25 protein-coding genes are annotated in these 25274 nt (G+C 51.9%); 11 read left to right on the top strand and 14 right to left on the bottom strand.

Annotated features, from left to right (window positions below):
- Nucleotides 1–170: 170 nt before the first annotated feature.
- Nucleotides 171–1826, top strand: a complete 1656-nt coding sequence (locus ACO0LI_RS19615) for a S41 family peptidase (RefSeq protein WP_423034672.1) — start codon at nucleotides 171–173, stop codon at nucleotides 1824–1826.
- A gap of 91 nt (nucleotides 1827–1917) precedes the next feature.
- Here the strand turns inward: ACO0LI_RS19615 and ACO0LI_RS19610 are convergent, their stop codons facing one another.
- The 3 genes from ACO0LI_RS19610 to ACO0LI_RS19600 all read right to left on the bottom strand — a co-directional run bounded on the left by ACO0LI_RS19610 (nucleotide 1918) and on the right by ACO0LI_RS19600 (nucleotide 5763).
- Nucleotides 1918–2064, bottom strand: a complete 147-nt coding sequence (locus tag ACO0LI_RS19610) for a hypothetical protein (protein WP_423034670.1) — start codon at nucleotides 2062–2064, stop codon at nucleotides 1918–1920.
- Between the two features lie 44 nt (nucleotides 2065–2108).
- A complete protein-coding gene (locus ACO0LI_RS19605) occupies nucleotides 2109–5336 on the bottom strand; it encodes a PAS domain S-box protein (RefSeq protein ID WP_423034668.1) in 3228 nt (1075 codons plus the stop codon).
- Between the two features lie 289 nt (nucleotides 5337–5625).
- Nucleotides 5626–5763: a hypothetical protein gene (locus ACO0LI_RS19600; protein WP_423034666.1), complete on the bottom strand. Its 138-nt coding sequence runs from the start codon at nucleotides 5761–5763 to the stop codon at nucleotides 5626–5628.
- A gap of 203 nt (nucleotides 5764–5966) precedes the next feature.
- Between ACO0LI_RS19600 and ACO0LI_RS19595 the strand changes: the two genes are divergently transcribed.
- The gene (locus tag ACO0LI_RS19595) at nucleotides 5967–6308 is read left to right on the top strand and encodes a hypothetical protein (RefSeq protein WP_423034665.1); all 342 of its coding nucleotides are present in this window, start codon (nucleotides 5967–5969) and stop codon (nucleotides 6306–6308) included.
- Between the two features lie 13 nt (nucleotides 6309–6321).
- On the opposite strand, the gene ACO0LI_RS19590 is transcribed toward ACO0LI_RS19595, so the two are convergent.
- Nucleotides 6322–8037, bottom strand: a complete 1716-nt coding sequence (locus ACO0LI_RS19590; RefSeq protein ID WP_423034664.1) for a serine hydrolase — start codon at nucleotides 8035–8037, stop codon at nucleotides 6322–6324.
- Nucleotides 8038–8345: 308 nt separating this feature from the next.
- Between ACO0LI_RS19590 and ACO0LI_RS19585 the strand changes: the two genes are divergently transcribed.
- Nucleotides 8346–8894, top strand: a complete 549-nt coding sequence (locus ACO0LI_RS19585; RefSeq protein WP_423034662.1) for a hypothetical protein — start codon at nucleotides 8346–8348, stop codon at nucleotides 8892–8894.
- 158 nt (nucleotides 8895–9052) lie between these two features.
- Here the strand turns inward: ACO0LI_RS19585 and ACO0LI_RS19580 are convergent, their stop codons facing one another.
- Together ACO0LI_RS19580 and ACO0LI_RS19575 are read right to left on the bottom strand one after the other, a co-directional pair.
- A complete protein-coding gene (locus tag ACO0LI_RS19580) occupies nucleotides 9053–9901 on the bottom strand; it encodes a hypothetical protein (RefSeq protein ID WP_423034660.1) in 849 nt (282 codons plus the stop codon).
- A gap of 241 nt (nucleotides 9902–10142) precedes the next feature.
- The gene (locus tag ACO0LI_RS19575; protein ID WP_423034658.1) at nucleotides 10143–10733 is read right to left on the bottom strand and encodes a hypothetical protein; all 591 of its coding nucleotides are present in this window, start codon (nucleotides 10731–10733) and stop codon (nucleotides 10143–10145) included.
- 152 nt (nucleotides 10734–10885) lie between these two features.
- Between ACO0LI_RS19575 and ACO0LI_RS19570 the strand changes: the two genes are divergently transcribed.
- Nucleotides 10886–11614 (top strand): metallophosphoesterase family protein, encoded by a 729-nt coding sequence (locus tag ACO0LI_RS19570; protein WP_423034656.1) that lies wholly within the window; start codon nucleotides 10886–10888, stop codon nucleotides 11612–11614.
- Nucleotides 11615–11665: 51 nt separating this feature from the next.
- Here the strand turns inward: ACO0LI_RS19570 and ACO0LI_RS19565 are convergent, their stop codons facing one another.
- Entirely contained in the window at nucleotides 11666–12595 is a 930-nt protein-coding gene (locus ACO0LI_RS19565; protein ID WP_423034654.1) for a DMT family transporter, read from the bottom strand.
- A 96-nt stretch (nucleotides 12596–12691) separates the two neighbouring features.
- On the opposite strand from ACO0LI_RS19565, the gene ACO0LI_RS19560 reads away from it, so the two are divergent.
- Nucleotides 12692–13558, top strand: coding sequence for a LysR family transcriptional regulator (locus ACO0LI_RS19560; RefSeq protein WP_423034652.1), 867 nt, complete (start codon nucleotides 12692–12694; stop codon nucleotides 13556–13558).
- Nucleotides 13559–13564: 6 nt separating this feature from the next.
- On the opposite strand, the gene ACO0LI_RS19555 is transcribed toward ACO0LI_RS19560, so the two are convergent.
- Entirely contained in the window at nucleotides 13565–13954 is a 390-nt protein-coding gene (locus ACO0LI_RS19555; RefSeq protein WP_423034650.1) for a nuclear transport factor 2 family protein, read from the bottom strand.
- A gap of 84 nt (nucleotides 13955–14038) precedes the next feature.
- The gene (locus ACO0LI_RS19550; RefSeq protein ID WP_423034648.1) at nucleotides 14039–14902 is read right to left on the bottom strand and encodes an MBL fold metallo-hydrolase; all 864 of its coding nucleotides are present in this window, start codon (nucleotides 14900–14902) and stop codon (nucleotides 14039–14041) included.
- Between the two features lie 134 nt (nucleotides 14903–15036).
- On the opposite strand from ACO0LI_RS19550, the gene ACO0LI_RS19545 reads away from it, so the two are divergent.
- Nucleotides 15037–15939, top strand: a complete 903-nt coding sequence (locus tag ACO0LI_RS19545; protein WP_423034646.1) for a LysR family transcriptional regulator — start codon at nucleotides 15037–15039, stop codon at nucleotides 15937–15939.
- A gap of 90 nt (nucleotides 15940–16029) precedes the next feature.
- On the opposite strand, the gene ACO0LI_RS19540 is transcribed toward ACO0LI_RS19545, so the two are convergent.
- Nucleotides 16030–17211 carry an agmatine deiminase family protein gene (locus tag ACO0LI_RS19540; protein WP_423034644.1) on the bottom strand — a complete coding sequence of 394 codons (1182 nt, stop codon included), beginning with the start codon at nucleotides 17209–17211 and terminating at the stop codon, nucleotides 16030–16032.
- Between the two features lie 162 nt (nucleotides 17212–17373).
- On the opposite strand from ACO0LI_RS19540, the gene ACO0LI_RS19535 reads away from it, so the two are divergent.
- Nucleotides 17374–18261 carry a LysR family transcriptional regulator gene (locus ACO0LI_RS19535; RefSeq protein ID WP_423034642.1) on the top strand — a complete coding sequence of 296 codons (888 nt, stop codon included), beginning with the start codon at nucleotides 17374–17376 and terminating at the stop codon, nucleotides 18259–18261.
- Nucleotides 18262–18297: 36 nt separating this feature from the next.
- Here ACO0LI_RS19535 and ACO0LI_RS19530 read toward each other — a convergent pair whose 3' ends face one another.
- The 3 genes from ACO0LI_RS19530 to ACO0LI_RS19520 form a co-directional block, all read right to left on the bottom strand.
- On the bottom strand, nucleotides 18298–19002 hold the full coding sequence (locus ACO0LI_RS19530) for a glutamine amidotransferase (RefSeq protein WP_423034640.1): 705 nt from the start codon (nucleotides 19000–19002) through the stop codon (nucleotides 18298–18300).
- A 332-nt stretch (nucleotides 19003–19334) separates the two neighbouring features.
- On the bottom strand, nucleotides 19335–19547 hold the full coding sequence (locus ACO0LI_RS19525) for a tautomerase family protein (RefSeq protein ID WP_423034638.1): 213 nt from the start codon (nucleotides 19545–19547) through the stop codon (nucleotides 19335–19337).
- A gap of 21 nt (nucleotides 19548–19568) precedes the next feature.
- Entirely contained in the window at nucleotides 19569–20309 is a 741-nt protein-coding gene (locus ACO0LI_RS19520) for an SDR family oxidoreductase (protein ID WP_423034636.1), read from the bottom strand.
- A 121-nt stretch (nucleotides 20310–20430) separates the two neighbouring features.
- Here ACO0LI_RS19520 and ACO0LI_RS19515 point away from each other — a divergent pair, with 121 nt between their 5' ends.
- Nucleotides 20431–21357, top strand: a complete 927-nt coding sequence (locus tag ACO0LI_RS19515) for a LysR family transcriptional regulator (RefSeq protein ID WP_423034634.1) — start codon at nucleotides 20431–20433, stop codon at nucleotides 21355–21357.
- Nucleotides 21358–21815: 458 nt separating this feature from the next.
- Here ACO0LI_RS19515 and ACO0LI_RS19510 read toward each other — a convergent pair whose 3' ends face one another.
- The gene (locus ACO0LI_RS19510; protein ID WP_422952232.1) at nucleotides 21816–22169 is read right to left on the bottom strand and encodes a DUF1428 domain-containing protein; all 354 of its coding nucleotides are present in this window, start codon (nucleotides 22167–22169) and stop codon (nucleotides 21816–21818) included.
- Between the two features lie 540 nt (nucleotides 22170–22709).
- On the opposite strand from ACO0LI_RS19510, the gene ACO0LI_RS19505 reads away from it, so the two are divergent.
- From ACO0LI_RS19505 to ACO0LI_RS19495, 3 genes are all read left to right on the top strand, one after another.
- The gene (locus tag ACO0LI_RS19505; protein WP_423034632.1) at nucleotides 22710–23471 is read left to right on the top strand and encodes a creatininase family protein; all 762 of its coding nucleotides are present in this window, start codon (nucleotides 22710–22712) and stop codon (nucleotides 23469–23471) included.
- A gap of 257 nt (nucleotides 23472–23728) precedes the next feature.
- Nucleotides 23729–24199, top strand: coding sequence for a cache domain-containing protein (locus ACO0LI_RS19500; protein ID WP_423034630.1), 471 nt, complete (start codon nucleotides 23729–23731; stop codon nucleotides 24197–24199).
- 264 nt (nucleotides 24200–24463) lie between these two features.
- On the top strand, nucleotides 24464–25213 hold the full coding sequence (locus ACO0LI_RS19495) for a tetratricopeptide repeat protein (protein WP_423034628.1): 750 nt from the start codon (nucleotides 24464–24466) through the stop codon (nucleotides 25211–25213).
- The last annotated feature ends 61 nt before the right edge of the window (nucleotides 25214–25274 follow it).

Genomic DNA, 25274 nt, shown 5'->3' with positions numbered 1-25274 from the left:
TGTGTTATGACATTCACATGATAAAGTCGCTATATTATTGCAATAAACAATAAACTTATTAATTACCTTATTAATTACCTTATTAATTACCCTATTAACCAACTTCTCTGAATAAAATGATGCCCGTTCCCTTCATTAACGCAGCAAGCAGACTGACACACATCGCATTCATGGCAGGAGCATTTCTGCTACCGGCCACCAATATCCTGGCATCAGAAAACACCGGGGCTGTCGTTCAATGGGGAATAAGTGCAGCAGAAAACGAACAATTGGGTATTCGCGCGCTTCAGGAAACCCGCTACCAGATTGCATTACAGTACTTTCAAAAAGCTTACGAAATAGACCCATCGATGGGCAGTGCCGCATACGGCGCTGCTGCGTCAGCAAGCAGATTGAAGCAGACTGATCTGGCTTTTACCTGGCTGCAAAATGCATACAGGGTCAAATATTTCAACATTAGGCAACTCAAGAATAATAAGGATTTCGATGTTTTGCACCAGGATCCGCGCTGGGATAAGCTGATGACCCAATTCGAAACAGCCTCCAAAAAAGAGGCTGAATTTTGGAACGGTAGCGCCTGGAAAACACCCTATAAAGAATCATTGACCGAAGATGAACGCGTCGCTGGTTTATCCAGGGTATGGTCAGAAATAAAATATAACTTTGTCTTTGTCGAAAAACTTCAAGACATCAATTGGGATGGTTTGTATTTACAGTATTTACCAAAAATTCGGGCAGCAAAAACAAATCTTGAATATTACCAATTACTGTCGGAAATGGTCGCTTTATTGCAGGATGGGCATACCAATGTTTATCCTTCTCAACAAGAGTATGACAAATACCAAACCAAACCGCTTATTTACATCGAACTAATGGAAGGCAAGGTCATGGTAAAGTGGGTAGGTGATTCTGAACTGCAACAGGCAGGATTAAAGCGTGGACATGAGATAGTCAGTGTAAATGGCATGCCGGTGCAGGAATACTCAGAAAAAGTCCTGGCTCCTTATATTTCTTCAGGCACCAGACAGGATAAAGATGTTCGTATATATCAATATCAATTCCTGCAGGGACCAATCAGCGAAAAAATAGCCTTTTCAGCACGGGATGAAAACGGTGTAGTGAAACACTATTCGGCAAAGCGAGTCAGTAATGAAGAAAGAAGCAACGCGATTGGAGGATCATCGTACACATTCAAGATGCTGGAAGGCGGCATTGCACATGTATGGATGACCACATTTGAGAGCACCAAAGTCACAGAGTTTTTTCTAGAAGATTTTCCAGAAATTTCAAAAGCAAAAGCCCTCATTCTGGATGTGCGCCGCAATGGTGGCGGCAATGCCCATGTCGGCTACGATATATTGAAAACGCTGGGCATGGATGTATTTCCAGCTTCAAAAGCGACCATACGCAATTACCGTTCCATTGACAGATCTCAACACAATAGCAATCCAGAATACACCTACCCGGTATACAAGGTCACGCCAGATGCGAACCATCAATTCAAGGGCCCGGTCGTGGTGTTAACTTCAGGACAAACGTTCTCTGCCGCTGAGGATTTTGTCGTTGCATTCAGAAACATGAAACGTGGGCTGATCATCGGTGGAGCGACTGCTGGCAGCACAGGGTCGCCAATCAGTTTTAACCTTCCAGGAGGCGGCTCTGGCAGGGTCTGCGTCAAAAATGACACCTTCCCTGACGGCACAGAATTTGTCGGCAAAGGTATTGTGCCAGATATTAAAGTTGCACAAACCGTGGCAGATTTCAGAAATCGGGTTGATACGATTTTGAATGCTGCAATCTCTTCACTGAATCAGCAATTGAAATAAACCAGCAAACTATGCCTTATTTCTGGCAGCGAACTCATGCTCGACGTTCGCTGCCAACGACTACCATTTAAAAAACCTGGCGTCACCATGACTAATCTGCATCACGCGGCCCTGGGGTATTGCGGCCATTCTGATGCAGTACCAGGCCGCTGATCTTGCCATCGGCCTGACGCTGAAAACTCAGTTGCGCATCGACGATTTTTAAAAAATTTGTCTTCTGCCTCGGCAAAGCCAGCATTGCTGACCTGATCCGGCATGTTTGCTGACTTGCTGGTTAATCGCTCACCCCTTCACCGCCTCCGCCAGAGCCGCTACATCATAGGGTTTGATGAGCGTGACAGCACCCGGCAAACTGATTTGCTGGTGGCGCCCTGATGCAAACACGACGTGCAATGTGGGCAGGATGTTGCGGGCCTGGGTGGCAAGGGTTTCGCCAGACATGCCGGGGAGCTGGATGTCGGTCATGAGGACATCGAATGCTGTTGCTGGCAGCAAGCTCAGGGCCTGTTCGGCGTTACTGGCTTCAAGCACGGTATGACCTAACAGGGAAAGTAACTCCGTCGTATTGGCACGGATGACCTCATCGTCTTCCACCAGCAGGATGCGTTTGCCGCGTAGTGGTGTGGATGACATAGTGGGTGTATTGTTAATCGCAGGCGTGGTCGTAGCAACTTGTTTGCGCTGCTTCTGATTAGCCAGCACGTGGCGGATTTTTTGCGCCAGCGCTGCGCGGGTATATGGTTTGCCCAGCAACTCTACGCCAGCATCAAGGCGGCCACCGTGGACGATGGCGTTTTCAGTATAGCCAGAGGTGAACAGCACGGCCAGATTGGGCAGACAGCCGCGTGCTTCGCGCGCCAGGTCGGGGCTGCGCAACGGGCCGGGCATGACCACGTCGGTAAACAGCAAGTCGATGGCGAGGCCGCTTTGTACAATGGCCAACGCACCTTCAGCTTCACCGGCCTGCAAGACGCGGTAACCGAGGCCGCCCAGCATTTCAACGACGGTCTTGCGCACGCCGACATCATCTTCCACCACCAATATGGTTTCTTCACCCCCGACGATTTCGCGGCTGTCGATGATAGTGGGCATTTCTTCTGCCGCCATTGAGCGGGGCAGATACAGTTTGACCGTGGTGCCATCGCCCACTTCGCTGTAAATTTTGACGTGGCCACCAGACTGTTTGACGAAACCATAGACCATGGACAAGCCCAGCCCGGTGCCCTTGCCCTCTGGCTTGGTCGAAAAGAAGGGTTCGAAAGCCTGCGCCATGACTTCAGGTGTCATGCCGCTGCCGGTATCGCTGACGGCGATCATGATGTACTGGCCGCGCTCTACTTCAAGGTGGTTGGCGGCATAGTCGTCATCAAGGGCAACATTGCCCATTTCTATGGTCAGCTTGCCGTTGGATTCCATCGCATCACGGGCGTTGATACACAGATTCAGGATGGCGTTTTCCAGTTGCGGCACATCGACGAGGCAATTCCATAAACCACCGGAGGCGATCATTTCTATATCGATGGCTTCACCAAGGCTGCGGCGCAGCATGTCTTCCATCGCGCCTATGTAGCGGCTGACCTTGACGACCTTGGGTTCAAGCGCCTGGCGGCGGCCAAAGGCCAGCAGATAGCTGGCCAGCTTGGCTCCGCGTGAGACGCCATCGAGCGCATTGTCGATCTTGCGTTGCGCACGCGGGTTGTCTTTGACTTCGGCAGCCAGCAATTGCAGGTTGCCAGAGATGACTTGCAGCAGGTTGTTGAAGTCATGGGCCACGCCACCGGTCAGTTTGCCTATGGTGTCCATTTTTTGTGATTGTATGAGCGCCTGCTCGGTACGCTTCATGGCAGCAGCGGCGGCGCGCTCTGCGGTGACATCACGGCCTACGGCGTGGAACAGGCCCGCATCACGTGAACCCGTCCACGACACCAGGTTGTAAGTACCATCAGCGCGGCGCACATGCTTTTCAAACTTGAAGGTATTGTTACCGTCAGAGGATGCAAATAATTTGCCGCCTGCCCGTTGCTGTTCGTCAGGATGTATCAGGCTGATAAAGGGCATACCTGTGACATCAGCTTCTGCCCAGCCCAGGAGCGCGGTAAAGGCCGGGTTGACCGAGGTGATATTGCCATCCACATCAGCCACCAGCATCAGGTCTGTTGCCAGCCGCCACATGCGGTCGCGTTCTTCTGTGCGCTTGCCTATTTGCTGGGTCAGGTTCAGGTTTTCATGGGTCAGGAACTGGGACGCACTCTTCTGGTCGTGGATATCGGTATTGGTGCCTATCCAGCGCAAGATTTCGCCCTGTTCGTCACGGATGGGCAATGCCCTGACCAGATGCCAGTGGTAATTGCCGTCATGCTGGCGGATGCGGAATTCTGTCTGATAGACTTCACCAGAAGTAACCGCGGCTATCCATGTCGCAGCCACTTCTGCCACTTCATCAGGATGAAGAATGCTCGCCCATTTTTCGCCATCAAGCTCACCCGGCCTGGCACCGCTATAGCTGTACACCCGGTCGTTGAACCAGTACAACAAACCGTCTGGCGATGCAGCCCACACCTGGTTGGGCACGGCTTGCGCCAGTGTGCGGAACAGGGCTTCGCTTTCCAGCCGTGATTTTTCTGCCAGCACGCGGTCGGTGACATCAAAGCCCTGCACGAAAATACCAAATATCTCGCCCGCATCATTTTTCAGTGGCTGATACACAAAATCGAGAAAGCGCTCTTTGCTGCCGCCGTCACTATCATCAGCCAGAGAAAACGGTATTGCATGGCCTTCAAAGATTTCGCCACTCACATACAGCTTGTCGAGCAAATCAACAAAGCCCTGCTCTGCAGCCTCTGGCAAAGCTTGCGCCACGCTTTTACCCAATACCTGGCGATTATTCACCAGCGATGAATAGGCGCGGTTGGTCAGTGTAAAAATATGCTGTGGCCCGGTCAGCATGGCAGTAAAACCAGGCGTCTGTTCGAACATGGCTTGCAGGCGCTGATGCTCACCCTTGACCCAGCGGTCTGCCCTTACTTTATCTGTCGTCTCCACTACGGTTGCCAGCACTGCTACAGTGACGCCATTCTCATCAGAGACGGCGGAGTAATCAAGACTGAGGAAAACTTCTTCCAGCATGCCTTTTCTGTTGAGAGCAAACTCCTGGTCGGTGTAGGTGATCCTTTCACCGGCAAACACGCGGCTGATAATCATGGCATTGAATTCTGCCACTTCTGGCCAACCTTCTTTGGCCGTCATACCGAGCAAGTAGGGATGACGAGGGCTAGCGAATTTTGCATAACCCTCGTTATAGATCATGACACCTTCCACCCCCATCAACATCACCATGGGCATGGGCGAGCGCAACATCATTGCCACCACGGCCTTGACACCGGCAGACCAGGTATCGATATCACCTAAAGCAGTAGCTGCCCAGTCAAATTGACTGACCAGCTCACCAATGTCGCCGGTATCGTTCAAAAAAGGCTGATGCGCGCGTTTGCTAGGGATGGAATTGATCATTGGCTTAGTAAATGGTATCTGGGTACCCGTCGCCAAGTCCATCAAAGGGCAATAACGCGGGGTTCATGCGAGCCTGCCATTATAAAACACAATATCAAACGGATTAGCGCATTTTACAATCACGCCTTTCGAGAAAAGTCTTTTTAAAACAAAGACTTAAAATCACAGGATGTGGGTATAAAGCGACACCTGTGCTGCCATGGACCTGCTTCCATATTCCATGTCATCGCCGCATTGTTGTGTCATCATCACCGCATCATTGCTTGATTATTGTCGGATCAGGCTGCCATCAGCTTGCCGTCGACACACCGCTGACGACCAACAAGCCCGCCAATGCCATCCCCGGATACGCCGGGTTTGCCTGGTCGTCGCGCTTGCAAAAATACAGGGTAAGGCCAGCAGCAACATGGGCCCGCAATGAAGACATAGTCAAACCAGATAAGACGGCGGTAGTAAGCAAACACTTAGCTTAACCAGACCATGTGAAGCCAGTATGTGCTGGATGTGGAGTGAATTTTGGCCATGAATTTCAACTACGCATTCAGCCCGCAAATACTGTGATGGAAGATGCAGTGCCATAATTACCCAGCCCACATATTCCAACAACATCTGATTCACTTGCTGCTCGCAATGCATGACAGCCTGAGTGTCGTTTTTTTTTGCTGGATTCTGGCAAAAATAATACTAAAACATACGCTTCCTGCAAAATCCTACGCGAGCTGGTTGCGTCTTCCTACATCCATTTTGACTTGGAAAATTCATCATACGCCTCATGGACAGATAATTTCACTTGCTTATCACAATATCCCGGGGGAAACAAAAATGAACTCATATACAGACAACAATGCAGGCAACAATGCCAGCAACAAAAAAATAAACAGGCGCAGGCCTAAAAAACTTTCCCCTCCCAGTATAGGCCTGGCTTTGCTCATGCTGGCATCAACGGTACATGCTTTGATCAAGCTTGCATGAATTGTGGAAGCTGCTAATCCGCATCACGCGGTCCCGGCATATTGCGGCCATTCTGGTGCAAGACCAGGCCGCTGATCTTGCCATCTGCCTGGCGTTGGAAACTCAGTTGGGCATCAACCACTTTCAAAAAGAATTTGTCTTTTGCCTCGGCAAAGATAGCATTGCTGCCCTGGCCGGTAGCCTGGGCATACAATTGCCCGGCCTGCTCGCTGATGATGAGCTTGAAGCCCGGTGCCAGAGTGTAGCTACCGGTATATTGTTTGAGCTGTTCAGCGGGTAAATTTATTTCTGTGCGCTTAGTTGCGTTTAAAGCGGCTTCTGGTGCAGCGTCGCCTATGCGCGGCGCGGGCGATGCATGGCCGTTCTGATGCAGGGTCACTGACTGTATCTTGCCATTGGCATCACGTTCAAATTGCAGGCTGGCTTCCACTACTTTATAAAAGAATTCATCTTTCTTGCGCGGGAACACTGGCGCCTGTGGCTGGCCGCTCAGTTGCGCCAGCAAGCCATCTGGCCCGGCGCTGATGTTAAGGATGGCACCAGGGGCAAGCTGATAGCGCCCTGAGTATTCTGCCAGTTGTTTTGCGCTGAGCTTCTCGGTTGTGACAGTTGCGGCAGTGCTGGCTGTATTGCTGACTTCGGCAGCAGGAGCAGCAGGCAACAAGGCTGCCATGCCTATGTCATCAACATTGACACTCGCATTGGCCAGCACCACGACACCGCGCTGGCCATCTGCGGTAAAACCGATGAAGGATGCATAACCACCGGTCATGCCGTTATGCCAGACCACAGTCTGACCGCGCGCATTTTGCACATGCCAGGCCAAGCCTATCTGCAAACCCGGCATGCCGGTAGTACGTTGTGGCTGTTGCACCAGTTGCAAACCTGCCGGTTCTTTGACATTGGCGCCGTGCATATGCGCCTGCAGGTAACGCAGCATGTCTTGCGCGCTGGAACGCAAGGCACCAGCACCTGCCAGTGTGGGCATGTCCCAGTTAGCAACAGCCTGGCCTTGCGCATCATGGCCCGTCGCCAGATTTCTTTGCATGTTGGCAGTCAGGGCGATGCCGGTATCTGCCATGCCCAGCGGCTTGGTAATGCGCTCTTGCACCAGCTCTGCATAAGACTTGCCTGCGCGTGCAGACAGGGCCTGGCCCAGCAAGCCAAAGCCGAGGTTGGAATATTCATACTTAGCGCCCGGCGCGCGTGTCAGTTGATAGCTACGCAAAAAGTCGCGCAGATTATTCTTTGAGTAATCAGCATAGGGGTTATCCGCCTGTCTGGGCAAGAGATTGGCAGGCAACCGTGGCAAGCCCGAAGTCTGGGTAGCCAGATCCAACAAGGTGATGGCCCGACCCTGATATTGCGGTATGGTGTAGGCAGGCAGCAAGGCTGCTACAGCATCGTCAAGCTTGAGCTGGCCACGCACCTGCATATCTGCCAGCAACAAGGCCGTGAAGGTTTTGCTGACCGAGCCGATTTCAAAAACGGTATTGGCATCTGGTAAGTGAGGCTGGCTTTTACTATCTGTGCTATTTGTGACAAGACCAAAGCCCTGTATTTTTTGCTCCTGACCATTCACGGTCACGACTATCAGACCAGGTATCGCAGCACTGCTGACGCGGGCGCTGGCAATTTTTTGCACGGCTGCGGCAAGGTCTTCTGCTGCAACGACTGGCCCCAGGATAATAAGGCCGCATACTGCAAGCAGGGCTGAAGATATCTTCATGAACATTCCTATACAGATCAAGCACTACAATCAAATACCGCAATCAAGCACAAAGAAATATGTCAACTGCCACGCACGACTCAGTTGAACCATGCAGTATGATGAATTTTTAAAAGATGATCATAGTACAACAATAAATTCAGAAAACAAGCGCCTTCTGAACTTGCTGCTCGCTAGCGTCCCGGAAGATTTTGCGTAACACCTTGATTCATGCATTTTGAAAAACTGACCAGGTAATGGCATACTCATATAGAAAATACAATTACTCCAAATTACCTGAGTCCATAAAAATACTGCCCCAATACCATATGCGTAAATTAAAAATCAGCCTGATCATATCCCTGCTCATCGGCATCAACGCGAGTAGCCATGCGCAGTTACTGGCCTATGATAATAAGGATCAAATTTATGGCGCAGCCGCTGTCTCACCAGACGCTGGTGGGAAATTACTGGGAAAACTGCTGGCCCATTGCTCTCAATATGGCGAGCCTGTCCGGCGTGCTGGCGAAAATTCATTGAATAGCTGGAAGAAAAAACACCAGCCTTACCTTGATGAAAACAAGGTGATACAAAGAGAAGTCATGGCGTTTATCAACGATCCGGCAACACCAGAAGCGCAAAGAAAAGTATTTAAAAATACTTTCGAAACTGGTGTGGCGAATATGATCGATTCCCAGTACAAAACACTGGAGACTTCCATTACCATGCTGAGTGACGACAAGCAAAAGGCATCAATGTGCATGTCTTACTTCGGTTCGGTCGATGCAGGGAAATGGGACTTGCGCAATAACGACCCTGTGGTCACAAAGTTTCTTGAAGAACGCATCGCCGCGCGAAAAAAGAAGATCGATAATTAACTCCCCCAGTAAGCATCTCCTGCAAATTGCTCTGCAACATAGTCAATGAATTGTCGTACTTTAGATGGCACGTAACGCGCAGTCGGATAGACTGCATGCACCGTCAACTCCGTAGTCTGGTAATCAGGTAGCAAGCGCCTCTGCAGATACCTTCCCTGTCACATATAAATCGCCTGCCAGCCAGTTGCCGGCATGATGAGGTTACCCTTTTCCTTGGCAACATCCTTGGCTGCAAAACGGGCGCAATGGACTTTGTTTTTGAGAGGGTCGGTCGCATCACTGTTGGCGGGCAGTTGCTGTTCTTCATTGCCCTTGACCAGCACGGTCTGGTTTTGTCCGGCATAGCAAATGCCTATGCTATTGACCGACGGCATGAACACGCGAAAATACCAGGGTACCAGTTCCTTGATGGCCATTTGGGCGGCTTCTATGCTGTCACTGATGTCGGCATATTTGAAGACATCTTGCGGTAGTTTAGGCAGCAGCAGGATGTTGACTTCCATCGAGCCTTTTTTCTGGTTGGTGACAAACTCGGCACCATCGGCATAAGCAGCCTGATCCAGCGGCACGTTGACAAAACCGGTTGCTGAAATTTCCAGTTGCTGACGGGTGTTCTTGCCGTCGAGGTAGATACTCAGGTTGGGTACGGGTGCATGAGTTTTTGCCGAGGTGATGCGTATCTGTATCTGCACCTTGTCTTTGCTTGCCGCACGTACTTTGGACATCAGCTCATACGCCACCTTATACGGCATGATGGCGGGATCCCTGACGGCTTTGACTTCTACACTTTGTAATTCTTCTGCTGCAGTTTCAGCCGCGCTTGCGGATGAGCTTGCCGACGAACTGGCGGGCGAACTTGCAGGCGTATTTGCAGGCGTATTTGCAGGCGTATTTGCAGGCGAACTTGCCTGCGTTTGTGCCTGGCTACTATGTGCGGACATCATGAGCAGCGTGAGCATCAGCGTGGCCACATGTCTGGCGGGAGTGAAAACAGAAACTGAGGGCATGTAACATTTCCTTGAATGATTATGCTGCCGGGGCTGGATAATACATAGCCGCCCGGCAGCCTGTGCCTGCACCCCATACAGCCAAAAATTGGGGAGAAACCGGCACAACAATTTTCAAAGTGTCCTCACTTTTGATACATGGTGCTATATTTTTGGACAAAGTACTGCATTTTCATCCTCAAGGCACCATCTGGCAGAACTAATTTGCAAATTTATTACTCATTATCAATTCATCTCAGGCTTATTTCACCTCAATCGCCTCTACCCTGATCAATTCGCAGGCACCTGCGCCGGTATCATCGCGGGTCAGGGATGAACGCCAGCGCCAGCCATCGGCAGCTTTGGCCTCAACCAGTTGTCCGCGTATCTTGACGACCTGGCCAACGCGCACGTCTTTCATGATTTTTTCCAGCGCGGGCGTGGTGGGTATCAAATGCATGTTCGCGCTGTGAGTGGCGATTTCTGCCGGTGGCCTTGGTGCTTCCTTTTCCCAGCGATAGAAATAAAAACGGTTGCTCTGACCTATCGACAACTGATCAAGCACCGCCGTATCTGACATCGAACCCCAGCCCAGCGCCAGATCTACCGGGGCCAGCTCGGCTTCGCGGTCAGATGAATAAGTCTGCTTCGACAAGACGCGTGCCTCTACCGTAAAGTCTGCCAGCGCTGTCAGCTTGTAATTATTCTGATCGTAAATCTTGCCAGAGCCTGAGGTCTGCACAGGATCATTCGGCGCGATACTGCCTGGTGGCACTGGCAAAGGACGGTTACGCCAGTGTTGTACGGCAAAGAACAGGATGACTGCGGCGATGATCCATTTCCATGGTGACATAATTGATTTACTGAATAAGAACGTGAAGAATGTGAAATTTCAAAATATATTTGTTACCTGCATCTTATTTGAATTTGTTTCTCAGGTATATTCTTTGCATCTGAACTCTTGCGGCGCTGTCTTTGGTGCGCCACTATTTTAAATGCAATGTTATGCAAGCCATTTATTTTTGCGGTGACACCCACGGCAATTTCCAGCATGTGATTGATGCGGTACTGGACAAGCGCCCCGCCGCCATCATTTTTCTCGGAGATTTGCAAGCCCGCCAGCCGCTGGAAATGGAGCTGGCAGCTATCGTTGATCTGACTGAAGTCTGGTACATCCACGGCAACCATGACACGGATACCGATGCCGACTACGACCACCTGTTTGGTTCAGCCCTGGCTGGCCGCAACCTGCATGGGCGGATAGTTGATGTTGCCGGTTATCGCATCGCCGGTCTTGGTGGTGTGTTCAGGGGTCATATCTGGATGCCGCCGGGGCCAAAGAAATTCCAGACGCAAAGAGAATATACGCAGAAGGCCGGCAAAGAAAACCGCTGGCGCGATGGCTTGCCGCGCAAACATTACAGTTCCATCTTCCCTACCGACTACAACTACCTTGCCAGCCAGCGCGCCGACATCCTGGTCACGCATGAAGCTCCGAGCGCCCACCCACACGGCTTTGCCGCCATCGATGAACTGGCCCGCAGCATGCGCGTGAGCCGCAGCTTCCACGGTCATCATCACGACCGCATCGACTACAGCGAACACCAGGAACGCCTGGGTTTCAAAGCACAGGGAGTGGGTTTGTGTGGAGTGACAGATATAGACGGTAACGTCATTGTGGCAGGCAAGCATGATCATGAAGTGCCCTGGGCGACTCTGCATAGACGTAGATAAGTAGACATAAATAAACGTAGATGAGCAGGTGAATTGATCAAACCCTGAGTGTCACAAAGCTGCCAGCTTTTGCCTGACTGCATACCACGACCAGTTCAAGTTGACACCCAGGCTGGCCAGCACGATCAATATCAGTCCTGCCAATTGCAGCAGCCTGATGTGTTGCCCATACACCAGATAATCCATACCTAGTGCCGTCGCCGGATAGATGAAGGTCAGCACCGCAATTGCCGTCGTAGGCATTTTGGGCAATGCGCCATAGATCAAGACATAGGCCAGCGCAGTAGGCATCAGGCCCAGTCCAGCCAGCCATGCCCATTGCTGCATCCTGATGCCATCAACCGGGATGGTGACCAAACCGGCCAGCAAGACCAAACCCACCAGGCAGTGTATCAGTGCAATCAGATGTGCTGGCATATTGCGCATGGCGCGGGTGGTCAGGGTGACGCCGGCATAGGCGCAGGCACCTGTCAGTGTCAGCAGCAAACCCAGCAGATATTGCTCACTCATTTGCCCACTCAGCTGCATACCTCCAATCTGCAAGCCACAAGCCAACACCAGTCCGGCAAAGCCCAGGCATATCCAGGCCAGTTTATTGGCGGCGATTTTTTCGCGGAACAGCACTGCCCCCAGCAGCAAAACGATAAACGGCTGCACATGAAAAACAATCGTGGTGACCGAGATACCTATACGCTGTATCGCTGCAAAAAAGGTCACCCAGTTCACCACCATAAGCACACCGCCAAATACTGCCAGCCCCAGGTTCTTGCGTGAGAAATTGGCAACAACAAACATGCCTTTGTAAGTGCAATACAGTGCCAGCGCGATGGAGGCAAACAGGCAGCGGAAGAATACCGTCGTCACCGCATCCAGACCAGCTTCATGAATAAAGATGCCCAGCGTTGCCAGCATCAGCATGGCGGCGATGTAAGCCAGTGTGGCATTGCGGTTGTATGGGATGACGGCTGATGGCGCAGACATGTTTTGCTCTCTGATTGATTATTGCGCTATCATGAATTTTGTCCATGCATCAGACAAGCTGATTAAATTGAAGTCATACTTTCGAATAACTGAATCATGAATTTATCTGAACTCAACCTCAGCCAGTTGCGCACCTTTGTGCTGGCAGCCGAACGCCTGAGCTTTGTCAGCGCGGCAGAAGCAGTGCACAGATCACAAGCTGCGGTCAGCATGCAGATCAGCAAGCTTGAAACCAGCCTGGGCCAGCCCCTGTTTGAACGGCATACCCGGCGCATTGCCCTGACGCTGGCAGGTGAAACCTTGCTGCCCTATGCCCGCCAGTTATTGCAGACTGAACAGGCGGCACTGAATGCATTACGCACGCAACAAGTGGTGGGCAAGGTGGTGCTGGGTTCACCGGATGATTATGTGTCCTCGCTACTGCCTGCTGTGCTGGAGCGGTTTTCAAAAAGATTTACTGGCGTGGAAATAGAACTGGTGTGCCTGCAAAGCCTGTTACTCAGACCCTTGCTGAAGAAAGGTGCGATCGACCTGGCCTTCGTCACCCGCGATGAAGGCCTCGACGGTGCCTTCATACGCCGTGAACCCATGGTCTGGGTAGGTTCAGAAAAACATGCCGTCTGGAAGAAAAGCCCGCTGCCAGTCGCCCTGTACGACAAAGGCTGCGTCGCCCGCGCCCATACTCTGGCCGCACTGGAAAAAAGCGGCTTACCGTATTACTCCACCTACAGCAGCCCCAGCCTGCTGGGCATACTGGCGATGGTGGAAGCAGGCCTGGCGATAGCAGCACTGGCAGAATGCAGCGCACCTGCACATCTTGTGCGACTGGGGAAAGCGGAAGGCTTGAAACCGATAGCGCCGCTAGATATTGTGCTCATCAAGGGCCGGAAAAATAATTCGCCTGCGGCGGAGTGTCTGGCGAATGAGATTATGCAGGGGTTGAGTGAGCGGCGTGGGGTGTAGCGCGACCTAGGTCATTGCAACAATAACGCTGTAGCTATCAACAAACTGCTCAAAACGGAAGATCTTGTCGTCCTTCAATTGCCATAGATGGGCGACTCTAGCTGTGAAATATTTTTGGCTCGTCTTATGCGTACCGCTATAAGTGCCATAAGCCACGACCTTGTCGTCGCTGGCGACGTAATCTTCTACGGTGAATTTGTAGTCTAGCCATTCTGTGGCGAGACGGTAGAAGACATTCTTTTGTATGTCGGCGAAGCCAATATAAGTACCGGCATAGGGGAAACCTTTCGCCTCGGTCCAGCTGGCGTCTGTCGCCAGATAGCGCTGGAGGTTCTTGCCGTTTTCTTCCGAGGTCTTACCTTCGTATGTGCTTTTGATGATATCGAGGTTGCTCATATTTTTTACGCTCCGCAGGTAGCAACATGGCAAACCATCGTTCGCCATGTTTGGTAACGTTCTAGTGAATTAACTGAACCAGACTCACCACTTCATCTCACCCTTATTCACCTTGGCACCAATATCCAGAGACAAACCTGGTGGCGCATCAGGATAGGCCTTTTTCATCGCGTCAATCAGCTCGGCACCTGTTTTGGTCGCCGCTGCATTCTTCTCAAACGACAGCAGATAGGCCTTGGTATAAGTGATGGCGCTGATGTCAATAGCGGTGCCAGATTTCATGTGGCCGGGCACGACGATTTTAGGTTGCAGGGCTGCCATTTCATCGAGTTGTGCGACCCAGGCGGCACGTTCTGCCGTGGTTTGGGTGTCTGCTGTCCATACATGCAAATTACCGAACACGCCTATGTTGCCGACGATGGCTTTGATGGAAGGTATCCAGAAGTAAGGGCGGTGTGCCAGCAAACCCTGGTTGCCGCGCAGCTCGACCACTTGGCCATCGACGGTCAGGCTATTGCCGCTCAGGGCTTTTGGCAGGATGGGTGTACGTGGTGCATTGGCACCCATTTTTGGGCCCCAGAAGGCGACTTTGCCTGCGACTTTGGCTGTCAGTTTTTCCAGCACGGCGGGTGTGGCGACAACATCGGCTTGCGGGAAGATTTCCTTGAGGGTTTCTACACCGAAGTAATAATCAGGATCAGCCTGGCTGACCAGGATGGTTTTCAGTTGCTTGCCGCTGTCGAGCACATTGGCTGCGATGCGCAAGGCATCTGCTCGGGTGAAACCGGCATCGATGACCATGGCTTCTTTTTCACCAAAGACCAGGGTGGAATTGACATTAAAGCTATTGCCGTCAGCGTTATAGACTTTGACTTGCAAGGGTGTAGCTGCCTCGGCAGAGGCGAAAGTGACAGCGAGGGTAGTGGCCAGGATGGTAGTGCGCAGCATGGTGGGCTCCAGATTTTAAGGGGTTTTGAATCTGTATTGATTCAGTGTTTGTAGTTTAATTTCATTTATTAGCCAGATAAACGAGCTAAAATGCACATAACTGTTTCAATATTCGAGCAAATGGCAGATATATCATGGACAGACTGACAGCAATGCGGGTGTTTTGTGAGGTGGCTAGCAGTGGCAGCTTTAGTGCCACGGCAGACAAGCTGGACATGTCGCGCGCCATGGTGACGCGTTATGTGAGTGAGCTGGAAAGCTGGCTGAATGCCCGCCTGCTGCAAAGAACCACACGCAGCGTGACGCTGACGGATGCGGGTGAACAATGCCTGCGCCGCAGCCAGCAAATGCTGGCGCTGATGGAGAATATAGAAGAAGAAACCCGCAGCGATGATGCAGAATTGCGCGGGCAATTGCGCCTGACTTGCAGTACCTCGTTTGCCTTTGGTCATCTGGCGCGTGTCATCAGCAAGTTCCTCGCGCAACATCCCTTGCTGAAAATAGACCTGCATGTCGGTGATGGCACAGTCAACCTGGTTGAGGCGCGCATAGACCTGGCGATACGCATCAGCAGCGAGCCTGACCCTTTGTTGATCGCGCGGCCACTGGCTATATGTGACTCTGTGCTGGTCGCCTCGCCTTCTTATGTGCAGCAGGCGGGTGTACCACAACACCCGCAGGATTTGCCTGCCCATCGCTGTTTAAGCCATGCCAATTATGGCCGCAACACCTGGCGCTTTGTGCGTGGGAATGTGCATGAAGATGAGAGCGTGCAGGTCGATATCGCCAGCCATTTCAGTGCCAATGATGCGACGGTATTGTTGCAGGCAGTGCTGGCTGGTGCGGGCATTACCCTGCTGCCGACTTATTTGATTGATGATCATCTGGACAAGGGTGCTCTGCAAATCATCTTGCCGGAATGGACGGCACCGCCCATGACTATCTATGCCCTCTTCCCTTCACGCCGTCACTTGTCGCCCGCGGTGCGGGCCTTGCTGGATTTTCTGGTGGAAGAATTTGCCAGCCAGCCCTGGTGATTTGATTGCCTGTAGGAGCGGCTTCAGCCGCGAATCGTCAATGTTGCAAATGCCCATTTCGCGGCTAAAGCCGCTCCTACGGCCACCAGATCATGCCAGCGGTTCTTGCTGCGTCGTGCAATGTATGCCACCACCACCTGCGGCAATCGGGTCTATATTCAACTGCACGATGCGTCTGCCCGGATACAGGTCGGCCAGTTGTTTTTTTGCGTAGCTGTCCGCTTCTGCATCACCAAATTCTGGCAGGATGACGGCACCATTGCAGACATAAAAATTGATATAGCCTGCTGCAAAATTCTTGTTTTCAAATTCCGACCGCACTGACCTTGGCACAGGGATAGGAAAAACCTGCAAGGCCTGGCCCTGTGCATCACGGCTATTGCGCAAAATGTCGAGGTGGCGTTTGGTGACCTGGTATTCTGGCGATGAAGTATCATCATCGAGATTGGCCACCACCACACCGGGCCGCACAAAGCGCGCATAAAAATCGGTGTGGCCATCGGTGATATCCGCCCCGGCGACGCCCGGCAGCCAGATGACTTTTTTGATGCCGAGTACGCGCACGAGTTCTTTTTCACATGCTGCTTTTGTCACACCGGGATTACGGTTGGCATTGAGCACGCAACTCTCGGTGATGATGGCCGTGCCTTTGCCATCGACTTCTATGCCGCCACCTTCCAGCGTAAGGCTGCTTTGGATGAAGCTGCTGGAAGTCTGCCTGGCCATGGCTGCGGCCACCTGGCGATCCTGCGCATAAGCCTGCTTCTTGCCCCAGCCATTGAAATTGAAACCCACCCCGGCTTTGCTGCGGTTGCTGCCCAGTACAAATACGGCGCCAGTATCGCGCAACCACAGGTCATCGATTTCTTGCACGATGAGTTTGATGCGCGGGTCACACTTTTGTTTTGCCAGGGCCAGGTCTTGCTGGCGCACCAGCATGTTCACAGGTTCAAAGGCGACAATCGCATTAGCGATGCCTGCCAGGCTGTCACGCACAGGATTAAGCAGGCGACGGCCCCAGATCGCTTCTGAGGCGCCAAAGGCCATCCAGGTTGCTGCGTGTGGCTCTGCTTCATCCGGCATGCGCCAGGTTTCAGCCGCTTGGCTTGGTGCGCTATTGTTGCCACCTGCCAGGTTCGGTGGCTGACTTGCTGGCGGACTGGCAACTTCTGAACTGGCATCGCCACCACAGGCATACAGCAGGCCGGGAGCAAGCACGATGGCTGTGCTGTGCAAGGTTTTGCTCAAAAAGTTTCTGCGTTTGGTATTCATCATTTTCTCAGGCTTGTTCATGTGGGTGTTTCAATACCGCTCCATATATAAACAACAAGATATTTGAGCGGTGTGGGTATGAACAGGATTGTGCTTGAATTTAAATATGAGAAAAAGCGATATTATTTGCCTTTATTAATCAAATTTTCTCATATCTTATTCATGCCAAAAAAGAAACTTCCTTCCCTGACTTTATTGTCTGGTTTTGAGGCCGCCGCCCGGCATGGCAATTTTTCCAGAGCGGCGGATGAATTACACCTTAGCCAATCGGCTATCAGCCATCAAGTACAACAACTGGAAGAGCAACTGAAACAACCGCTGTTCCGCCGTGTAGGCCGTGGGGTGGAACTGAATGTGGCCGGAGAAACCCTGCTAAGCAGCGTACAGCGTGCGATGACGGTGTTACAGGCGGGACTGGGGCAGATTGCCACTTATCTGGACCCTGGCCTGGTAGTAGTAAACTGCCCTGAACATATCGCGCATGGCTGGTTGCAAGCCCGGCTTGCCAGACTCCAGGAGCGCTTGCCTGACTTATGCATGATGTTATCCACCGATATGACGGCGCGCTTTGTCGATGAAGTGGATGTCGATATCAGTATCAGTGACCGGCCCTTGCTGCAGGAAGGCCTGACTGAGCTGCCGTGGCTGCAGGATAGCTGGGTGGTGCTTGCCAGCAAATCGCTGGCCGGGCACATCAATGCACTGCCCGCCAGCGAGCATCACTTGCATGCGGGTTTGCTCTGTCTGGAGCAGAGTCTGACAGATGAAACAACTGCATCGCTATTTTTGCAGGAGCTGGCGCATTTCCGCAAACTGGCATTGTTTGATGATGTGCGTCTCTTGCTCGATGCCGTACAACGGGGGCGTGGTATCGCCTGCCTGCCGCGCCTGCTGGCAGAAGAAAGCTTGCAGAATAGCAGCTTGTGCATGCTGGATGGCTATCAACAAATCGCGGGGCAGACCTGGTACTTGTCTGGCATGGTCACAGAGCCCAGGACCGACATCGTCAAACAAGTGTTCGACTGGCTGCAGGCTGAAGCAAAAAAATAACTCAGATATGGATGCAGAGGCAGAAATAATCCTGCATCACACCCCACACACACTCAACCATTCAGTAAAAAACAAACGCGCCTGATGTGCGAGGTCCAGCGTATTGCTGGCCGCCTGCTGGCGCGTCTGTGGTATCGATAATTTCTCATGTGCCATTTCATAGGCATTGCCTACAAACCAGGCCTCCAAACCTGCGGCAGTCACTTCTGGATGACACTGAAATGCCAGTCCATGCTTGCCCCAGCCATATGCCTGGTTGTGGCAAGCCTCGCTCGACGCCAGCAATTGCGCACCCTGCGGCAAATCGAAGGTATCGCCATGCCAGTGGAACATATTGCAATGCCGTGCATCAAAATGCCGCACTGGCGTGTCCTTGCCTTCGTTTGTCACCTTCAGCGGAAACCAGCCTATCTCTTTGGCAGCCGCCGGATAAACGCTGGCACCCAGCGCCCGCGCCATGATTTGCGCGCCCAGGCAAATACCCAGTGTGGGCAAATCTGCATGCAGGCGCTGCTGCAAGAAATATACCTCTCGCAACAAGAAGGGATAATTGTCATCTTCGTAGGCCCCGATAGGGCCGCCCAGCACGATGCACACATCGGCCGCCAACGGGTCTAGCGCAGCCCAGCCCTGGGTACAGGCGTTAACTTCCTGAATGTTGAAATCCTGCTCTTTCAGCAGGGCAAGAAAACTGCCTGCATCTTCAAAAGCGACGTGGTGGATGATCAGGGCGGTTTTCATCGGGGCTCCTCAATATGGCTTTGCTTGCATGGTCCAGAGTGTGTTGCAACTTGCACTGTGGACATTAGCACGGACAAGTCAACGCGAGTCCAATAAACAATATAGTCTTGAATTTGCGAAATTCAAAACGCGCCGTGTCATATTGATGAGGTTGATGAGTGGAAATTTGTAGGTTGGGCCGGGCCTTGCTAGCATTGTAGGTTGGGCCGGGCCTCGCAAGGCTACGGTTTACCAGCCCAACACTGGGCGTTTAAATGACGTATACGTTGGTTGAGGCCCAGTGTTGGGCTGGTAAACCGCAGCCCAACCTACGCATTTAACCCGCCCAAGGTTCACTTCCCCTTCATCCCCATCTTCTCCAGCGTCAGGGTCTCGTCCGCTCTGCCCCAGCCACCGTCGGCAACCTCCTCCACCAACACCATGGTATAAGGCCGCACGCCTTCACCGAAATATTCGACAAACATGGCGGTGGTGCGGTGGATGATTTCTTCTTTGCGGACAGCATCGACGATGCCTTCAGGGAATTTGAAATTGGCAAATGGCATGATTATTTCCTTTTAAATAAATTAGGCGAAGCCGCCGTTGACACGTAACACTTGTGAATTGACCCACACACCATCAGGGCCAGCCAGGAAGGCAACCGCTGATGCAATTTCTGCTGGCGTGCCTATGCGCTCCATAGGATTCATCCTGGCGATGTTGCTGACCTGTTCTTCCGTTTTGCCGTGAAAAAACATCTCAGTGCCTACCGGCCCTGGGGCAATCGCATTGACGGTGATATCGCGTCCACGCAACTCATTGGCCAGCACATGTACCAGGCCTTCTACCCCTGCCTTGCTGGCGATGTAGGGGCCATAGGCAGGAAAGGATTTGGCAATCACGCTGGTCGATAGTGCGATGATGCGTCCGCCCTTTTCTACATGCTGCGCCGCCTGTGCCAGCACCAGAAAAGTGCCACGCAGATTGATGGCGATGAGCTTGTCAAAGGCATCAATATTGCTGGTGTTGATGGTGGTCATCGTCATGCTGCCAGCACTGTTGACGACCACATCGATGCGACCAAACACTTCTTTGGCGGTGGTAAACAATTGCGCCACATCCTCAGGCTTGCTGACATCACCCTGCACGGCGATAGCCTTACCCCCTGCCGCCTGTATGGCGCTGACAGTTTCCTGCGCCTTGCTCACATTGCCTGCGTAATTGACGACGACGGCAAAACCATCTGCCGCCAGGCGCAGGGAGATGGCCTGTCCTATGCCGCGTGAACCACCGGTGACGATGGCGGTTTTTGTTATTTCATTGTTCATGTTTTTTCCTTAATCCAGATTGCACAGACTGATGCGTCTGTCTGGTTCACACTTTAAGCATTCAACCCAGCAAGATAAATACTGATAAACTCAGAACATAATTCAACACAGCTCAACAATCATGGACAAACTGGATACCTTGCAGCTATTCACCCGCATCGTTGAAACTGGCAGCTTCAGCCGGGCGGCGGATATGCTGGACATCCCCAGAGCCAGCGCGACCCATGCCATCAAGCAACTGGAAACTCGTCTGGGCACCCGCCTGCTCGAGCGCACCACGCGCCAGGTGCGTACCACGCTGGATGGCCAGGCCTTTTACGAACGTTGTGTGCATATCATCAGTGAACTCGATGATGCCGAGGCATCAATGCGCCATGTGGCCGCCAATCCGCGTGGAGTCTTGCGGGTGGATATGCATGGCACCCATGCGACGCAAGTGGTGCTGCCACGGATACATGAATTTCGTGACCGTTATCCCGGCATAGACCTGGTGATCAGCAGTGGTGACCGTCTGGTCGATCTGGTGCGTGAAGGTGTCGATTGCGTAGTACGCGGCGGCAACCCGCGTGATTCAACTCTGGTAGCGCGCCGCCTGGCGCTGATGCCGCAAGTACTATGCGCCAGCCCTGCATATCTGGCGAAATTTGGCACACCACATCACCCGGATGATTTGATGTTGCACCAGGCAGTCAGGTTTTTTTCCAGCACGACCGCGATAGACTATCCCATCGTGCTCAATATCGACGGCGAAGTGAAGGAATTTGACGTCGGCGGCTGGATGACAGTCAATGATGCTGAGAACTACGTGACCTGCGCCCTTGCTGGCTGCGGCCTGATACAGCTGCCGCGCTTCCACATCGCCGACGCCTTGCGCGATGGCCGCCTGGTAGAAGTGCTGGCAGACTGGCAAAGCCCGCCCCTACCGGTTACTGCGCTTTACCCCTACCGCCGCCAGCTATCGCCACGCGTGCGGGTGTTTGTGGATTGGCTGGTGGGTTTGTATGAGGAGAAGTTTGGGGTCTTGGCGCTTGAAGGCAAGATGGGGTGAGGATGATAAGAGGACGAGTATTTTTTTGGAGTGCTGACAGTTATCGATTCTCGTAGGTTGGGCTACGGGGTATCAGCCCAACACTGGGCATTTAAAGACGTATACGTTGGTTCAGTTTGAGTGTTGGGCTGGTAAATCGTAGCCCAACCTACGACGCTACGCTTCACCAGCCTAGCGAGGCTCGGCCCAACACTGACCGTTTGAATGACGTATACATTTTTTAAGGCCGAGTGTTGGGCTGATGAAGCGTAGCCCAACCTACGCCACTGAAGGATAGCTTTGGTAATTACTTGCTTATTGATGTGTAGTCTCGTAGGTTAGGCTACGAGGTATCAGCCCAACACTGAGCGTTTAAATAACGCATACGTTTTTTGAGGCCGAGTGTTGGGCTGATGAAGCGTAGCCCAACCTACGCCCCCTACGCCCGACAATTTTCTCATCCGGCATCCGTCAACAAATCACAACTCCACCATCACCTCAAAACCACCATAAATCATGCGCTTGCCGTCGCAAGGCATGGGATTGGCTTCCTGGCTCAGGCGTGGGTCTTGCATGGCTTTTTCCCATCCGGTATTGCGTGCTTCTTTTGATGGCCAGGTCATCCATGAAAACACCACAGTTTCATCTTCCTTGCATTGCACGGCCAGGGGGAAAGAAGTCAGCTTGCCGGGTGGCACATCATCGCCCCAGCATTCGACGATGCTGAGCACGCCGTATTCCTTGAACACTGGTGAAGTTTTTTCCGAATACAGGCGATAGGCTTCACGGTTGGCATTGGGCACTGCGAGTACAAATCCATCAACGTAGCTCATGCTGAAACTCCTGGTCTGGCAAAGATAATGAAGGATGAAGCTGATGGATTTTTGAACGATCCAAAGCATCAAAAAAAGCAACCGTATTTGTCGCTGTGCTTGAATTCTAGTGCAAAGATTTGGTCTGATGTTAAGTATTTTTTGTCATCAGGCTGTGCGCATGCCCTGTTTGATTTTTCTTGAACATGCCTCAATTTCATCCAGGATTAGTTCTGGATATAAATCGATTTAATCCAGGATTGATTTTGAATGTACATCAATTTAATCCAGTTCTAGCCTCAGTCTAGTCTGAGGCTAGTTCAGGGTTCAACCCTATACTAGCCCGGCTGATTCCTGATTCCCTTAACTTGATTCCCTTAACCTGATTCCTGATTCCCTCTCCCCTTCATCCATCGCAATCCATGCGATGACGTGTGAGATAAAAAAATTTGGCGATTTTCAAAATTTGCGGCAAGATGATGGCTGCGAATTTTGTCGTCCGTACCAGCCCACAGCGGACGAATCAGCTGCATCTGCCAACCCCGATTTGAAAGTAACCCCATGCGTCTCGCCTACTCCACCTGGCCCGAAATCACGGCTTTTTTGAACACGTCCAAAACCGTCATCATCCCCATAGGCTCGAATGAGCAACACGGCCCGATGGGTTTGCTGGGTACGGACTGGATGTGCCCGGAGATCATCGCCACCGCTGCTGAAAAAGTCGCGCAAGGCAGTGAAGCGCTGATGCTGGCACCGACTTTCAACATCGGCATGGCGCAGCATCACCTGGGTTTTGCCGGGACGATTTCGCTGCGCCCTTCAACCTTCATGGCGGCGATTGAAGACTGGGTCTTGTCGCTGGCACGCCATGGCTTTGACCACATATATTTTTTGAACGGCCACGGTGGCAATATCGCCACCATAGAGGCGGCTTTTTCGCAAATTTATTCGCATTATTCGTACAATAACAAGACCTGCCCGCTGACGCTGCGGTTGAAAAACTGGTGGGATTTGCCTGGCGTTGCAAGCTTGTGCCATGGGATGTTCCCGGTCGGCCATGGTTCGCATGCCACACCGTCAGAAATCGCGGTCACCTATGCGGCTTATCCCGATCAGGTGCGCGAGGTAGAACTGACACCAAAAATCCCGCCGACTGGCCCCATCCTTGATGCCCTCGATTACCGAGCCCGTTTCCCGGATGGCCGCATCGGTGCCGACTCCAGCCTGGCGACGATAGAACTGGGGCAGCAGATCATCGATACTGCGGTAGCTGGCTTGTTGAGTGATATCAAGCTGTTTAGTGCTGAACAAAAACCTGCATGATAGTCACTGACAGCCACTGAGCCACTGATAGCCATTGATAACCGCCGATAGCCGTCACATTGATTCACAAAGCTGCTGAAAAAATCATCAACATTTCCACATGGAAATCTGGTATTGTTTTCCTGGTAGCCCGATGCTGAAAGAAAAAGTGCGGTCTTTGCATTGCAAAACCTGCCTGCAAAGCCTACTCTGGATTCGCCGTTGTTCGTTACGGTCAGGCATTTGGCCACGCCATAAAAACACATACCGGAGACATCATGAGACAATTTTTCAAAAGCATCCTTGTCGCTTTATCCCTGTCATTGCTTGCCCAGAGTAGCGCATTTGCCGCCGAACATGCGACGGCGCAAGAAGCAATCGACATGATCAAAAAGGTCGTCACGTACTACAAAGCGAATGGCCCTGAAAAAACCTATGCCGCGGTAAATGACCCCAAAGGGCAGTTCATTTACAAGGATTTGTATGTGTTTGCCGGAACCGTCAAACCAGGTGGCGTCACCCTCGCCCATGGCGGCAACCCAAAATTGCTAGGCAAACCCCTGGGCGAATTGCGTGATGGCGATGGTGTTTTCTTCGTCAAAAAAATCAATGAAGTAGCGGCCAGCAAAGAAGGCAAGGGCTGGGTAGATTACAAATGGCCAAATCCCGTAACCAAGGCGCTGGAGCAAAAAAGTACTTATGTAGAACGGGTAGATGAGATTTATTTTGCCTGCGGCATCTATAAATAAATTTGACCCGAACTTACTCAAACCAGGCTGTATTTCTTGCCAAATCTCTATGCTGACTGGCCGTGATCGTTTGAACACGGCCACCAGCAATCAAGCTCCCCTCTTTCGTCTGATGGTAAAATGATAGCTAGCAGCCTTGCTATGCTATTTTTTAGGCTTTTTAGACTATTTTTATCCCCCTGTTGCATCCTGATTTGCACACATTAGCTGGATACTTCCAGATGTACAGGATGCATTTGCCCTCTATTTTTACCACTTATTTTTATGCCATATATCGGAGCAGGTTTTCATTTTCTCATCGCCATATTTTTTGCTGTGCACGCAATGCGCAACAAACGCGAAATGTACTGGCTGATGATTTTATTCATGTTCCCCTTGCTGGGTAGCGCGGTGTATTTCTTTGCAGTATTCTTGCCAGAATCACGCCTGGAGCGCGGCATGCGCAAGACAGTGATTGCCGCCGCCAAAAGCCTTAACCCTGGCCGTGAACTGCGCGAAGCACAGCAGGCCTTTGACCTGGTACCAACAGCACAAAACCAGATGCGTCTGGCAAATGCCTATCTGGATGCAGGTGATACTGCCAAGGCAGTGCAACAATATGATATCTGCCTGCAAGGGCCTTTTGCCAGCGACGCGGTCATTCGCATGAATGCCGCTGAAGCAAAGATCTTGCATGGCCAGGCTGATGAAGCCATCACCTTGCTACTGGCAGTAAGCAAAGACCAGCCAAATCACAGGCCAGAACAACAAGCCCTGTTGCTTGGCAGAGCCTATGTAGCAGCCAGCCGCCAGCAAGAGGCAGGCACCACCTTTGCCGATGCTGTATCCCGTTTTGGCAGCATGGAGACTCGCGTTGAATATGCAATCTGGGCATTGCAGGCCGGTGAGCAAGGCATCGCCGATGCACAATACGCAGAAATCCAGCAAAACATGCGGCACTGGAATAGCGATACCAAAGCCATGAACCGCGATTTGGTCAAGCGCCTCAACAGCGCTTTTGCTGGTCGCAAGTGATGGGTCTATGTTGGGTGCGCACCGCTTTGCAAATGATGATGCCGTCCATCGAAGACAGTGC

Origin of the sequence: Undibacterium sp. Tian12W, from assembly GCF_049339405.1 — a bacterium.
GTDB lineage: Bacteria > Pseudomonadota > Gammaproteobacteria > Burkholderiales > Burkholderiaceae_D > Undibacterium.
This window is presented reverse-complemented; position numbering and strand designations above follow the sequence as displayed.

Coding starts and splice junctions, on each gene's coding strand:
- ACO0LI_RS19615 (WP_423034672.1), top strand. CDS start 171: ATGGCAGGAGCATTTCTGCTACCGGCCACCAATATCCTGGCATCAGAA.
- ACO0LI_RS19610 (WP_423034670.1), bottom strand. CDS start 2,064: ATGCTGGCTTTGCCGAGGCAGAAGACAAATTTTTTAAAAATCGTCGAT.
- ACO0LI_RS19605 (WP_423034668.1), bottom strand. CDS start 5,336: ATGATCAATTCCATCCCTAGCAAACGCGCGCATCAGCCTTTTTTGAAC.
- ACO0LI_RS19600 (WP_423034666.1), bottom strand. CDS start 5,763: ATGTCTTCATTGCGGGCCCATGTTGCTGCTGGCCTTACCCTGTATTTT.
- ACO0LI_RS19595 (WP_423034665.1), top strand. CDS start 5,967: ATGCATGACAGCCTGAGTGTCGTTTTTTTTTGCTGGATTCTGGCAAAA.
- ACO0LI_RS19590 (WP_423034664.1), bottom strand. CDS start 8,037: ATGAAGATATCTTCAGCCCTGCTTGCAGTATGCGGCCTTATTATCCTG.
- ACO0LI_RS19585 (WP_423034662.1), top strand. CDS start 8,346: ATGCGTAAATTAAAAATCAGCCTGATCATATCCCTGCTCATCGGCATC.
- ACO0LI_RS19580 (WP_423034660.1), bottom strand. CDS start 9,901: ATGCCCTCAGTTTCTGTTTTCACTCCCGCCAGACATGTGGCCACGCTG.
- ACO0LI_RS19575 (WP_423034658.1), bottom strand. CDS start 10,733: ATGTCACCATGGAAATGGATCATCGCCGCAGTCATCCTGTTCTTTGCC.
- ACO0LI_RS19570 (WP_423034656.1), top strand. CDS start 10,886: ATGCAAGCCATTTATTTTTGCGGTGACACCCACGGCAATTTCCAGCAT.
- ACO0LI_RS19565 (WP_423034654.1), bottom strand. CDS start 12,595: ATGTCTGCGCCATCAGCCGTCATCCCATACAACCGCAATGCCACACTG.
- ACO0LI_RS19560 (WP_423034652.1), top strand. CDS start 12,692: ATGAATTTATCTGAACTCAACCTCAGCCAGTTGCGCACCTTTGTGCTG.
- ACO0LI_RS19555 (WP_423034650.1), bottom strand. CDS start 13,954: ATGAGCAACCTCGATATCATCAAAAGCACATACGAAGGTAAGACCTCG.
- ACO0LI_RS19550 (WP_423034648.1), bottom strand. CDS start 14,902: ATGCTGCGCACTACCATCCTGGCCACTACCCTCGCTGTCACTTTCGCC.
- ACO0LI_RS19545 (WP_423034646.1), top strand. CDS start 15,037: ATGGACAGACTGACAGCAATGCGGGTGTTTTGTGAGGTGGCTAGCAGT.
- ACO0LI_RS19540 (WP_423034644.1), bottom strand. CDS start 17,211: ATGAATACCAAACGCAGAAACTTTTTGAGCAAAACCTTGCACAGCACA.
- ACO0LI_RS19535 (WP_423034642.1), top strand. CDS start 17,374: ATGCCAAAAAAGAAACTTCCTTCCCTGACTTTATTGTCTGGTTTTGAG.
- ACO0LI_RS19530 (WP_423034640.1), bottom strand. CDS start 19,002: ATGAAAACCGCCCTGATCATCCACCACGTCGCTTTTGAAGATGCAGGC.
- ACO0LI_RS19525 (WP_423034638.1), bottom strand. CDS start 19,547: ATGCCATTTGCCAATTTCAAATTCCCTGAAGGCATCGTCGATGCTGTC.
- ACO0LI_RS19520 (WP_423034636.1), bottom strand. CDS start 20,309: ATGAACAATGAAATAACAAAAACCGCCATCGTCACCGGTGGTTCACGC.
- ACO0LI_RS19515 (WP_423034634.1), top strand. CDS start 20,431: ATGGACAAACTGGATACCTTGCAGCTATTCACCCGCATCGTTGAAACT.
- ACO0LI_RS19510 (WP_422952232.1), bottom strand. CDS start 22,169: ATGAGCTACGTTGATGGATTTGTACTCGCAGTGCCCAATGCCAACCGT.
- ACO0LI_RS19505 (WP_423034632.1), top strand. CDS start 22,710: ATGCGTCTCGCCTACTCCACCTGGCCCGAAATCACGGCTTTTTTGAAC.
- ACO0LI_RS19500 (WP_423034630.1), top strand. CDS start 23,729: ATGAGACAATTTTTCAAAAGCATCCTTGTCGCTTTATCCCTGTCATTG.
- ACO0LI_RS19495 (WP_423034628.1), top strand. CDS start 24,464: ATGCCATATATCGGAGCAGGTTTTCATTTTCTCATCGCCATATTTTTT.